Origin of the sequence: Pseudomonas sp. B21-019, assembly GCF_024749225.1 — a bacterium.
Classification (GTDB): domain Bacteria; phylum Pseudomonadota; class Gammaproteobacteria; order Pseudomonadales; family Pseudomonadaceae; genus Aquipseudomonas.
The window spans coordinates 5,231,977-5,245,247 of sequence record NZ_CP087193.1; the positions used below are offsets into that span (position 1 = coordinate 5,231,977).

A 13,271-nucleotide genomic window follows, 5' to 3' on the forward strand; every position below is an offset into this window, starting at 1 on the left:
TCCGTGACACCACCGATCACCTATGACACCCATAGCTGGAGTCAACACAGACAACCCCCTAGAATCGCCCCCACGATTAAAGGAGCCGACTTCATGCTGATGGTGATTTCCCCCGCCAAGACCCTCGATTACGAAACACCGCCGGCGACCCAGCGCTTCACTCAGCCGCAATACCTCGACCACTCCCAGGAACTGATCCTGCAACTGCGCGACCTGACGCCGGCGCAGATCAGCGAGCTGATGCACGTCTCCGACAAGATTGGCGGCCTCAATGCCGCACGTTTCGGCAGCTGGACCCCGGCCTTCACCCCTGCCAACGCCAAGCAGGCCTTGCTGGCATTCAAGGGTGACGTGTACACCGGCCTGAATGCACAAACCTTCAGCGAAGCCGACTTCGATTACGCCCAGCAGCACTTGCGCATGCTCTCCGGCCTGTACGGCTTGCTGCGCCCTCTGGACCTGATGCAACCCTATCGGCTGGAGATGGGCACCAAGCTGGCCAATGCCCGTGGCAAGGATCTGTATGCCTTCTGGGGCACGCGGATCAGCGAATGGCTGAACGAAGCGCTGGCCGATCAAGGCGACGATGTGCTGCTGAACCTGGCCTCCAACGAATACTTCTCGGCGGTCAAACGCAGCGCCTTGAACGCACGCATCATCAATACCGAGTTCAAGGACTTGAAGAACGGCCAGTACAAAATCATCAGCTTCTACGCGAAAAAGGCCCGCGGGATGATGAGCCGCTTCGTCATTGAAGAACGCATCAATGACCCGGTCGCCCTCAAGCAGTTCGATGTTCAGGGTTATCGCTACAGCAGCGAACAGTCTAAACCGGACAATCTGGTGTTCCTGCGCGATCACGCACCGGAGTAACCAGACCCGCACTCAATTCGCGCACGACATCAACAACTTCGTCGTGCGCTACCCCTTCGATCCTCGAACAATCCCCGCCCTTTTCGCCGACTTATTGGCGCCAAAAAACAAGCACTCGATTTTCTAACTTTTGTTTCACTCGACTTTGCTGATTTTTTTCAGTAGTGGCACTGAAATTTTTTGTCAGTAGTGGCAAAAAAGTACCCAAGGCAATAATCACCCTATATATAAAGGGCGAAACGGCAAGTGCTATCAATATGAAAGCAGTGCCATCTTTTTCAATATTTCAAGAAATTTCAGAAATCGCGATGGGCGGACTGGAACTATGTCCAAATGCGCCGCTCATACCACCCGTAACGATTCTCTCGGCGAACGTACGAGATAACTTACACAGAGAAGCGATCCCGATAGCGAAGTTGTCACACTAACTTTAACTTATGGATCACTTGTTTGGGCAACACATGAAGGACAGGAGATAACGTACCATTAATATCCCCTACAAGGCCACGGCTGCGCCCCTATAAACGTGCTCACCCGAGCACCCAACCGCTTGATTTACGGGCTTCTGGCCTGGCATTGAGCGCGCAAGACCTTTGCACGAACGTCCTCTGATTAGAGGGTCGGCTGCATAACAGGGCACGTCATAACAATAAGGCCTGGTTGCGCACATCTTGAGTGCACTTATTTAGACACTCGGAACTTAGTATGCCTGCACCCGGCATTGTGACGCCTTTAAGGCCGCACTTGCGAGTGCACTATGACCGCTGAACACCATTAACTCCGGCCATGTAATGGCTTGTTGAATACAGTCTTGATTAACTGAGAGGTAAATGCGATGCGCATCAGCATATTTGGTTTGGGTTACGTCGGTGCAGTCTGTGCCGGTTGCCTGTCTGCACGGGGCCATGACGTCGTTGGCGTCGATGTTGCCAAAGACAAGATCGATATGATCAACGCCGGTCGTTCGCCGATCGTTGAACCCGGTCTGGGCGAACTTCTGAAACAGGGCATCGAGACTGGCCGTCTGCGCGGCACGACCAACTTCGCCGAGGCGATTCGCGACACCGACCTGTCGATGATCTGCGTCGGCACGCCGAGCAAAAAGAACGGCGACCTGGAACTGAACTACATCGAGGCCGTGTGCCGCGAAATCGGTTTTGTTCTGCGTGACAAATCCACCCGCCACACCATCGTCGTGCGCAGCACCGTGTTGCCGGGCACCGTGGCAAACGTGGTCATCCCGATTCTCGAAGACTGCTCCGGCAAGAAAGCAGGCGTCGACTTCGGCGTTGCCGTGAACCCTGAGTTCCTGCGTGAAAGCACCGCGATCGCCGACTACGACCAGCCGCCAATGACCGTCATCGGCGAGTTCGACAAGGCTTCGGGCGACGTTCTGCAATCGCTGTACGAAGAACTCGACGCACCGATCATCCGCAAGGACATCGCCGTTGCCGAGATGATCAAGTACACCTGCAACGTGTGGCACGCCACCAAGGTGACCTTCGCCAACGAGATCGGCAACATCGCCAAGGCTGTCGGCGTTGACGGTCGTGAAGTGATGGAAGTGGTCTGCCAGGACAAGGCATTGAACCTGTCCCAGTACTACATGCGTCCTGGCTTCGCATTCGGCGGCTCCTGCCTGCCGAAAGACGTGCGCGCCCTGACCTACCGCGCCAGTTCCCTGGACGTCGAAGCACCGCTGCTCAACTCGCTGATGCGCAGTAACGAGTCCCAGGTGCAGAACGCGTTCGACATCGTCTCCAGCCACGACAAACGCAAAGTCGCCCTGCTGGGCCTGAGCTTCAAGGCCGGCACCGACGACCTGCGCGAAAGCCCGCTGGTCGATCTGGCGGAAATGCTGATCGGCAAGGGCTACGACCTGAGCATCTACGACAGCAACGTCGAGTACGCCCGTGTCCACGGTGCGAACAAGGATTACATCGAGTCGAAGATCCCTCACGTCTCGTCCTTGCTCAACTCGGACTTCGACGACGTGATCAACAACTCCGACGTGATCATCCTCGGTAACCGTGACGAGAAATTCCGCGCCCTGGTCAAGGACGTTCCGCACGGCAAGCAAGTGATCGACCTGGTCGGCTTCATGTCTCAAGCCACCAGCGTCAGCGGTCGCGCCGAAGGCATCTGCTGGTAACACGTCTGTAGGAGCTGTCGAGTGCAACGAGGCTGCGATCTTTCCCAGCTCACTTGAATCCCAAGCGAAAGATCAAAAGATCGCAGGCTTCGCCAGCTCCTATAGGGATTCTGGCGTTATCCAAACCGGGTGGCGCCAGTTTTCACAAGCCTGCCTTAACCCAATCGGGCTCCGCCCGAGATCGAGACGGATGCAGATTATGCACAGGCTAAAGCACGGCCTACTTCAGGCCGCCGGTTGGCTGTTTTACCTAAGTTTATTGATGGGCATCGCCATTGCGTTGCCTGTGTCCACGTTCGACTCCGAGTCGAAGGACTTCATTTTCCTGGTCGGTATCGTCGGTATCTGGCGCTACTCGATGGGTGCCACGCACTTTCTGCGCGGCATGCTGTTTCTGTACGTGGTCTACCCGCACCTGCGGCGCAAAGTGCGCAAGCTGGGTAAAGCGGCAGACCCCTCCCATGTGTTCCTGATGGTCACCAGCTTCCGTATCGACGCGCTGACCACCGCGCAGGTCTACAGCTCGGTGATCCGCGAGGCCATCGACTGCGGCCTGCCGACCACCGTGGTGTGCTCCATCGTCGAAATGTCCGATGAGCTGCTGGTCAAGAGCCTCTGGAAACGCATGAACCCACCCGCGAGCGTCAAGCTCGACTTCGTGCGCATTCCCGGCACCGGTAAGCGCGATGGCCTGGCCTACGGTTTCCGCGCCATCTCCCGCCACCTGCCGGACGACCGTGCCGTGGTTGCAGTGATCGATGGCGACACCGTGCTGGCCGAAGGCGTCGTGCTCAAGACCGTGCCGTGGTTCCAGCTGTTCGGCAATGTCGGCGGCCTGACCACCAACGAGTTCTGCGAAGTGCGCGGCGGCTACATCATGAGCGAATGGCACAAACTGCGATTCGCCCAGCGCCACATCAACATGTGCTCCATGGCCTTGTCCAAGCGCGTGTTGACCATGACCGGCCGGATGTCGGTGTTCCGCGCCACTGTGGTGACCAACCCGGACTTCATCGCTGACGTGGAAAGCGACTCGCTGCAACACTGGCGCCTGGGCCGCTTCAAGTTCCTGACCGGTGACGATAAGTCGAGCTGGTTCAGCCTGATGCGCCTGGGTTACGACACGTTCTACGTGCCCGACGCCGCGATCCATACCGTGGAACACCCGCCGGAAAAGAGCTTCATCAAGGCCAGTCGCAAACTGATGTTCCGCTGGTACGGCAACAACCTGCGGCAGAACTCCCGCGCCCTGGGCCTGGGGATGAAACGCCTCGGCCTGTTCACGTCAGTGGTGCTGTTCGATCAGCGCGTGTCGATGTGGACGTCCCTGCTGGGCCTGACCGTGGCGCTCATCGCCACCTTCAAGTACGGCACCGCGTTCATCCTGGTTTACCTGCTGTGGATCGGCATCACCCGTCTGATCCTGACGCTGCTGCTGTCCTGTTCCGGTCACCGGATCGGCCCGGCCTACCCGGCGATTCTCTATTACAACCAGATCGTCGGCGCGCTGGTGAAGATCTACGTGTTCTTCCGCCTCGACAAACAATCCTGGACTCGCCAGCCCACTTCTCTGACCCGTGATCTCGCCAGCTTTCAACGTTGGTTCAACACCTGGTCGTCTCGGACCATGACCTTCTCCGCCGGCAGCATCTTTGTCGCCGTGCTGCTGATGATGGTCTGACCGAACTCGCCTGAATTAACTAGGAAATCGCCCATATGAATACCGCCGTCAACAGCAACGTAGTGCACGAATCCGAAGCCCAGCGCCAACACGCCCGTGTGAAAATTCCGGCCAAGCTGCGTTTCTTCGGCCCTGACCGGACCCCGGTCGAAGCCCGGGTCATCGACCTTTCTGCAGGCGGCCTGGCGTTCAACGCCGGTCAGCTGCCGCTGAAAGTTGGCGATGTGCACAAGGCCCGCCTGCAATTCGTCATCGATAACCTTGGCCTGGCCATGGACGTGGAGTTGCAGATCCGCTCCGTCGACCGCCAGACCGGCCGCGTTGGTTGCCAGTTCCAGAACCTGGAACCACGGGACATTTCCACCCTGCGCCACCTGATCACCTCGCACCTGGCCGGCGACATCGTCAGCATCGGTGAAGTGCTGGCAACCCTGCAGCGCGACAACTTCACCAAGGCGCGCAAGGTCAAGGACGGCGGCCACGGCATGACCGCGCTCGGCCGCCTGAAAGCGGTGACCTTCAGCGCCGGCATCTTCGTGGTCGGCCTGGTAGCGTTCGGTTTCATTTTCAAATCGGTGTACGGCATGTACTTCGTCAGCCACGCCCAGGCCGGTTTGGTCAGCGTGCAAGGCATGAATATCACCATGCCGCGCGACGGCACCGTGCAGAGCCTGATCAAGGCTGACGGCGTTGCCGCCAAAGGCGCACCGCTGGCGACCTTCAGCACCAGCATGCTCGACGTGCTCAAGGGCCATCTGGACGAAAACCAACTGCAACCGTCCAAGGTTGAAGAGCTCTTCGGCAAGCAAATGACCGGCACCCTGACCTCCCCGTGCGATTGCACCGTGGCCCAGCAACTGGTGGCTAACGGTCAATACGCCAACAAAGGTGACGTGATCTTCCAACTGGTGCCACGCAATACCGAAGCCAACGTTGAAGCACGCTTCTCCTATCGCCAGTTCGGCGACGTGCGCCCAGGCACCTCGGTCAGCTTCCAGATCGCCGGCGAAGACCAGACTCGTACCGGCAAGATCGTCAGCAGCACCAGCCTGAAAAGCGAAGACCTGTCATCCGATATCCGCGTGCAGATCAAACCTGACGAGCCGCTGGACAGCGCACTCGCCGGTCGCCCGGCGGAAGTGAACAGCACCCGTGGCCCGAACCTGAACTGGCTGATCAACAAAGCCATGGCCGCCGGTCTTTAAAAGAGGACATGCCCGTGACGACTCCACAAATCCTCAGAACACCGCGCACCCACATAGGATCACTGTGTGCAGTTGCACTGGCCGTAAGCCTGGCCGGTTGCGCCGGCCTGCCCGACCAGCGCCTGGCCAATGAAGCCCTCAAGCGCGGTGATACCACGCTGGCGGCGCAGAACTATCAGCAACTGGCCGACCTGGGCTACAGCGAAGCCCAGGTTGGGCTGGCCGACATTCAGGTCGACAGCCGCGACCCGGCACAGATCAAAAAGGCCGAGGCGACTTACCGCGCCGCAGCCAGCGTCTCGCCGCGGGCTCAGGCTCGCCTGGGTCGCCTGCTGGTGGCCAAACCTGGCGCCACCGAAGCCGAACACCACGAAGCCGAGGCACTGTTGAAGAAAGCCGCGACCAATGGCGAAGGCAACACCCTGATCCCGTTGGCGATGCTGTATCTGCAATTCCCGCACAGCTTCCCCAACGTCAACGCACAGCAGCAGATCAGCCAATGGCGCGCCGAAGGCAAACCGGAAGCAGGTCTGGCCCAGGTGCTGCTCTATCGCACCCAAGGCACTTACGACCAACACCTGGATGACGTGGAAAAGATCTGCAAAGCGGCGTTGAACACCACCGACATCTGCTACGTCGAACTGGCCACGGTTTATCAGAAACGTGGCCAGCCCGAACAACAGGCCGAGCTGATCAAGCAGATGCAGGCCGCTCACAGCCGTGGCACCGTCTCCGCGCAACGGGTCGACAGCGTGGCCCGCGTGCTGGGCGACGCGAGCCTGGGCAAGACCGACGAAAAAACCGCTCAGTCGCTGCTCGAAGGCATCGCTCCGGGCTACCCGGCGTCCTGGGTCAGCCTGGCGCAATTGCTCTACGACTTCCCTGAACTGGGCGACGTCGACACGATGATGAAGTACCTGGACAACGGTCGCGCCGCCGACCAGTCGCGCGCCGAACTGTTGCTGGGCAAGCTCTACTACGAAGGCAAAATGGTGCCGGCCGACGCCAAGGTCGCCGAAGAGCACTTCAAGAAAGCCGTCGGCCGGGAAGTCGCCGCCGATTACTACCTCGGCCAGATTTACCGTCGCGGTTACCTGGGCAAGGTCTATCCGCAGAAAGCCCTGGATCACCTGCTGACCGCTGCACGCAACGGCCAGAACAGCGCCGATTTCGCCATCGCCCAACTGTTCTCCCAAGGCAAGGGCACCCGGCCCGACCCGGTCAACGCTTACGTCTTCAGCCAATTGGCCAAGGCTCAAGACACCCCGCAAGCCACTGAGCTTGCGCAAACACTCGAAGCGCAACTGCCGCCTGACCGGCTGGCCGAGGCCCAACGCCTGCTCAAACAAGAGCAAGCCATTCGTAGCACCGTGAGTCCGGACACGCTGGAACTGCACGCTTTGCAAGAAGAAGACGGCGAGGAATCCCTATGAAACTCAATCCATTCGTGCAGGCCGGTATTGGCCTGACATTCGCCCTGCTGTGGTCGTGCCCGACCCTGGCGGCCCTGACCGAAGACAAGAACTTCGGTCTCGAAGTCAAAGTTACCGGCCAGTCCGAAGACGACAGTGACCTGGGCACCGCCGGTGGCGGCGACGTTAACGGCGTCGGCCTCGACCTGCGCCCATGGGTCTATGGCGAAAGCGGCGCGTGGAGCGCCTACGCGATGGGTCAGGCCGTGACATCCACCGACATCATCGAAACCGACACCCTGCAGCAGTCCGACAACAGCGGCACCCAGACCACCGACAGCGGTGATCGCAAGACCAGGAAAAACTACCTGGCGATGCGCGAGTTCTGGGTCGGCTACAGCGGCCTCACGCCCTACCCTGGCGAGATCCTCAAGTTCGGTCGCCAACGCCTGCGCAACGACGACGGCCAATGGCGCGACACCAACATCGAAGCCCTGAACTGGACCTTCGACACCACCCTGTTGCGCGCCAACGTCGGTATCGCCGAACGTTTCAGCGAATACCGTACCGACCTGAAAGAACTGGCGCCCAAAGACAAGGATCGCCTGCACGCCTACGCCGATGCGGCGTATCAGTGGACACCCGGTAACTGGGTCGGCATTCGCGGTCATCACACCCACGATAACGGCAAGCTCGACTATCCGGAGCCGGGCGTGGCCGGCGATACCCTGGACAAGAAACAGAACGGCGACATCAGCTGGCTCGGCCTCACCGCCGACAGCGATGCCTATAACTGGCGCAACACCAACTCCGTCAATTACTGGGGCAGCATCACCGGCATGAGCGGCGACCGTGACACGGTCAACCCGCTGAATGCCGACGGCACTCGCCCGGCAGAAGCCAAGCGTGGCGAAGACCTGAACGGCTGGGCTACCGACGTGGGTGTGCGTCTGCGTCTCGACCCGCAGTGGCAAGTCGGTGCAGCCTATGCCCGCGCCAGCGCCGAGTACCAACAGAACGGCCTGGAAAGCAACCGCTCGAACTACACCGGTACTCGCTCGCGGGTTCACCGTTTCGGCGAAGCCTTCCGTGGCGAAATGAACAACATGCAGACCGCTACGTTGTTCGGCTCCTGGATGCTCAACGACGAATACGACGCCAGCCTGATCTATCACAAGTTCTGGCGTGTGGACGGCAACAAGCCGGTGGGCAACAACGGCATCAACGCTGTTGAAAACAACACCGACGACGCGACCGGCGCGATCCTCTCCAGCACCTCCCTGCCGCTGGAAGATGGCAACAAGGACCTCGGTCAGGAAATGGACCTGGTGGTCACCAAGTACTTCAAGCAAGGCCTGTTGCCGGCAGCGTTGAGCCAATCGATCGATGAGCCTTCGGCCCTGGTGCGGTTCCGTGGCGGTGTGTTCAAGCCCGGCGATGCCTATGGCAAAGAAGTCGACTCGTACATGCACCGTGCGTTTATCGACGTGATCTGGCGCTTCTGATGCAAACCGCGAAGGGAGTGCCCGACATGAACAGCGCCAAGAAAGGCTCGATCAGCCTGCTGGCCGGCGCGCTGCTGCTGGCCAGCGCAGCCGCCTTCGCCACCGTCGAACCGGCCAAGTCTGTGCACCAGCCTGAACAGCAGAGCAAATCGACGACCGTGGCCAAGGGGCTGCAACAGGCCAAGACCTACACCGTCAGCAGCGCGCCAACCGCGCCCCTGGACTTGGCCAAGCCGAAACTGCCGGACACTTCAGGCTACACCGCCGAAGCCATCGCCGCGAAAATCGTGCGCACCAAGCCCGGTAAGATCAGCGTGCGCCGGATGATGCAGGAAGACGCCTTGAAGGACTTCATCGGTGGCGACAACAAGATGGCCGAGTGGGTGGTGCGTCAGCACGGCATCCCGCAGGCGATCTTCGTCGACGACGGCTACATGAACCTCAAGGATCTGACCAAGAAGCTGCCCAAGCAGTACCTCAGCGAAACGTCGCCAGGTGTGTTCCTGGCGAAGTTGCCGATCGTGGTGGGCAGACACGGCATTCTGGAAATCGACAAACAGACCCAGGAACTGCGCCTGTCCCAGGAGGCCGGCTCGTTCCTGGTCAACGACGGTCAGCTGTTTGTGCGTGATACCAAGATCACCGGTTGGAGCGAGAAGGCCAACGGCCCGGCGGCCTTCTCGTCGCCCAAGGAATTCCGTCCGTTCCTGTTGTCCTGGGGCGGCACCGAGACCTACATCGCCAACAGCAAGATCGCCAGTTTCGGTTACGCCAACAGTAAGTCCTACGGCGTGAGTATTTCCCAGTACACGCCGAACATGGCCAAGGTGCTCAAGCGCCCTGAACCGACCGGCTGGATCGTCGGCTCCGAGTTCTCGGACATGTGGTACGGCTTCTACTGCTACGAAACCCGCGACTTCGTGGTCAAGGGCAACACCTACAAAGACAACATCGTCTACGGCATCGACCCCCATGACCGTTCCCACGGTCTGATCATCGCCGACAACACGGTGTACGGTACCAAGAAGAAGCACGGGATCATTATTTCCCGTGAGGTCAACGACAGCTTCATCTTCAACAACCGCAGCTACGACAACCACCTCTCGGGGCTGGTGATCGACCGTAACAGCGTGAACAACCTGATCGCCTACAACGAGATCTACAAGAACCACACCGACGGCATCACCCTCTACGAGAGTGCCGACAACCTGCTGTGGGGCAACCAGGTGATCAGCAACCGACGCCACGGCATCCGTATTCGTAACAGCGTGAACATTCGCCTGTACGAAAACGTCTCGATGGCCAACGGCCTGACCGGTGTCTACGGGCACATCAAAGACCTGAGCGACACCGACCGGGACATCAAGCTCGACCCGTTCGATGCCGAAGTGTCGCTGATCGTGGTCGGTGGTGAACTGGCTGCCAACGGCAGCGGACCGCTGTCGATCGACTCGCCGCTGAGCGTGGAGTTGTATCGCGTGTCGATGCTCGCACCGACCAAAACCAGCGGCATCAGCTTCTCGGGAATTCTCGGCGAGCGTCAGGATGAAATTCTCGACCTGCTGGTGCGCCAGCAGAAAGCCGTGCTGATCGACCCTGTCGAACGCCAGACCGAAATGCGGGACTGAGGATAATTTTATGCACCCACACTTGATCAAATTACTCAGCCTGTCGGCCCTGACCGCGGGTATTCTCGCGGCCAGCACTGGCGTGCGTGCCGAAGACGCCAAGGCACCGAGCTTCAGCGCCGAGCCGTGCTGCAGCCTGTGCCCGGCAGCCCACGACCCGAAGAACTACACCACCCGCTATCAGCAGAACTTCACCACGCTGGTGCAGGCCCAGGGCGACTGGCTGTTCCGTACCCAAGAAGACTTGCGCACCGAATTCGATACCACGCCCGCCGGTTACAAACGCATGAAGCAGCTGCACGATGCGTTCAAGAGCAAAGGCGTGGAGCTGGTCATCGTTTACCAGCCGACCCGTGGCCTGGTGAACCGCAACAAGCTGAACCCGGAAGAAAAAGCCAAATACGATTTCGACAAGGCCCTGACCAACTACAAAACCATGCTCGGGCGCTTCGCGCAGATGGGCTACGTAGTGCCGGACCTGTCGCCGCTGACCAACGAATCGCTGCCCGATACCCTGCCGGCCCACGATTTCTATTTCCGCGGCGACCAGCACTGGACGCCGTATGGCGCCCAGCGTACCGCGAAGATCGTCGCCGAGAAGGTCAAGCAGTTGCCGGTCTTCGCCGACATTCCCAAGCGTGAATTCGAGACCCATAAGTCGGGTCGCATGGGCAAGACCGGAACGTTGCACAACATGGCGGGTCAACTCTGTGGCACCAGCTACGCGATCCAGTACATGGATCAGTTCACCACCGAGCCCAAGGGCGAAGCGGCGGATGGCGATCTGTTCGGTGAATCCGGCAACCCGCAAATCACCCTGGTCGGCACCAGCCACAGCGGCAAGAACTACAACTTCGCCGGTTTCCTCGAAGAGGCCATCGGCGCCGACATCCTCAACGTGGCATTCCCCGGCGGTGGCCTGGAAGGTTCGATGCTGCAGTACCTGGGCAGCGAAGAGTTCCAGACCAAGCCACCGAAGATTCTCATCTGGGAGTTCTCGCCGCTTTATCGCCTCGACCAGGAAACCATCTACCGCCAGATGATGGCGCTGCTCGACAACGGTTGCGAAGGCAAGGATGCACAGATGAGCGGCAGCGCCGCACTGAAGCCGGGCAAAAACGAACTGATGGTCAACAGCAAGAACCTGGACCTGCGCAACAGCGACCACCAGGTCGACATCCGCTTCGCCGATACGTCGGTGAAAACCTTGCATGCCACCCTCTGGTACATGAATGGGCGTCATGAGGACATCAAGATCGAGAAACCGGAAACCTCCGAGACCGACGGGCGTTTCGCCTTCGAGTTGCGCACGGACGAAGACTGGGCCTCGCAGAATCTGCTGGCCGTAGAAGTCCAGGGGCCTGAAACACCAGGCGCCGCGCCACAGAAAGTCGAAGCGAAAATCTGCAAACGCAACGTGTTCTCCGGCACCGGGCAGCGTACTGCTCAAGCCGGGCAATGAGGCTACCTCTTATGAACTGCATGCAAACCCGAACTTTGAAACAGTTACTCGCGCCCTCTCTACTGGCTCTGGCGATGTTCGCTGGCGCCACCCAGGCCGCCGCGCCACTGCACCCGCCCCAGGGTTACTTCGCGCCTGTGGATAAATTCAAGACCGGCGACAAGAGCGAAGGCTGCGACGCAATGCCGACGCCGTACACCGGCGCCCTGCAGTTTCGCAGCAAATACGAAGGCTCCGACAAGTCCCGTTCGACCCTGAACGAAGCATCGGAAAAAGCCTTCCGCGACACCACCGCCGACATCACCAAGATCGAGCGCGGCACCAGCAAGCGAGTGATGCAGTTCATGCGTGACGGTCGCCCGGAACAACTGGAATGCACCCTCGACTGGTTGACCGCCTGGGCCAAGGCCGATGCGTTGATGTCCAGGGACTTCAACCACACCGGCAAGTCCATGCGCAAATGGGCGCTGGGCAGCATGGCGTCGTCCTATATCCGCCTGAAATTCTCTGACTCGCACCCACTGGCCACCCACCAGGAAGAGGCGCAAGTGATTGAAGCCTGGTTCAGCAAAATGGCCGATCAGGTGGTCAGCGATTGGGACAACCTGCCGCTCGAACAGACCAACAACCACTCGTATTGGGCGGCCTGGTCGGTGATGGCCACGTCGGTCGCCACCAACCGCCGCGACCTGTTCGACTGGGCCGTGAAGGAATTCAAGGTCGGTGCCAATCAAATCGATGCCCAAGGCTTCCTGCCTAACGAACTCAAGCGCCAGCAACGCGCCCTCGCCTACCACAACTATGCCCTGCCGCCGCTGGCGATGATCGCCAGTTTCGCCCAGGCCAACGGTGTGGATTTGCGTCAGGAAAATAACGGCGCCTTGAAACGCCTGGGTGATCGCGTACTCGCGGGTGTGCAAGACCCGGATCAATTCGAGAAGAAGAACGGCAAGGATCAGGACATGACCGATCTCAAGATCGACTCGAAATTCGCCTGGCTCGAACCGTTCTGCTCGCTCTACACCTGCGCGCCGAATGTGCTGGAACTCAAGCACAAGATGCAGCCGTTCAAGTCGTTCCGCCTCGGCGGGGACTTGACCAAGGTCTATGACCCGGCCAATGAAAAAGGCAAAGGTTCTTAAAGCTGACTGTATTCCCCTGTGGCGAGGGAGCTTGCTCCCGCTCGGCTGCGAAGCAGTCGTAACCCAGTGAACGCGGATTGATTGAGACACCGCGTCATCAGGTTTCAGGGGCGCTTCGCACCCCAGCGGGAGCAAGCTCCCTCGCCACAGGTAAGTGCACAGCATGCAATACAACCACCCCGGATTTTCGTGGGGGGTTTGGGGGGGCCGT

General features: G+C 59.6%; 9 protein-coding genes. All 9 read left to right on the top strand.

What is annotated here, in order from left to right:
* Positions 1-93 precede the first annotated feature (93 nt).
* On the top strand, positions 94-873 hold the full coding sequence (gene yaaA, locus LOY36_RS23430) for a peroxide stress protein YaaA (protein WP_019647726.1): 780 nt from the start codon (positions 94-96) through the stop codon (positions 871-873).
* A gap of 835 nt (positions 874-1,708) precedes the next feature.
* Positions 1,709-3,025: a nucleotide sugar dehydrogenase gene (locus tag LOY36_RS23435; protein ID WP_019647725.1), complete on the top strand. Its 1,317-nt coding sequence runs from the start codon at positions 1,709-1,711 to the stop codon at positions 3,023-3,025.
* Between the two features lie 199 nt (positions 3,026-3,224).
* Complete coding sequence (alg8, locus tag LOY36_RS23440) at positions 3,225-4,706, top strand: mannuronan synthase (protein ID WP_371929186.1); 1,482 nt, start codon at positions 3,225-3,227, stop codon at positions 4,704-4,706.
* Between the two features lie 35 nt (positions 4,707-4,741).
* Positions 4,742-5,911 (top strand): alginate biosynthesis protein Alg44, encoded by a 1,170-nt coding sequence (locus LOY36_RS23445; protein ID WP_019647723.1) that lies wholly within the window; start codon positions 4,742-4,744, stop codon positions 5,909-5,911.
* Positions 5,912-5,919: 8 nt separating this feature from the next.
* Complete coding sequence (gene algK, locus LOY36_RS23450; RefSeq protein ID WP_258671111.1) at positions 5,920-7,344, top strand: alginate biosynthesis TPR repeat lipoprotein AlgK; 1,425 nt, start codon at positions 5,920-5,922, stop codon at positions 7,342-7,344.
* On the top strand, positions 7,341-8,828 hold the full coding sequence (locus LOY36_RS23455) for an alginate export family protein (protein ID WP_258671112.1): 1,488 nt from the start codon (positions 7,341-7,343) through the stop codon (positions 8,826-8,828). Before algK ends, LOY36_RS23455 begins: the two co-directional genes overlap by 4 nt.
* 26 nt (positions 8,829-8,854) lie before the next feature.
* Positions 8,855-10,456, top strand: a complete 1,602-nt coding sequence (gene algG / locus LOY36_RS23460; protein WP_258671113.1) for a mannuronan 5-epimerase AlgG — start codon at positions 8,855-8,857, stop codon at positions 10,454-10,456.
* A gap of 10 nt (positions 10,457-10,466) precedes the next feature.
* Positions 10,467-11,918, top strand: coding sequence for an alginate O-acetyltransferase (locus tag LOY36_RS23465; RefSeq protein ID WP_258671114.1), 1,452 nt, complete (start codon positions 10,467-10,469; stop codon positions 11,916-11,918).
* 11 nt (positions 11,919-11,929) lie between these two features.
* On the top strand, positions 11,930-13,060 hold the full coding sequence (locus LOY36_RS23470) for a mannuronate-specific alginate lyase (RefSeq protein WP_019647719.1): 1,131 nt from the start codon (positions 11,930-11,932) through the stop codon (positions 13,058-13,060).
* Positions 13,061-13,271: the final 211 nt, after the last annotated feature.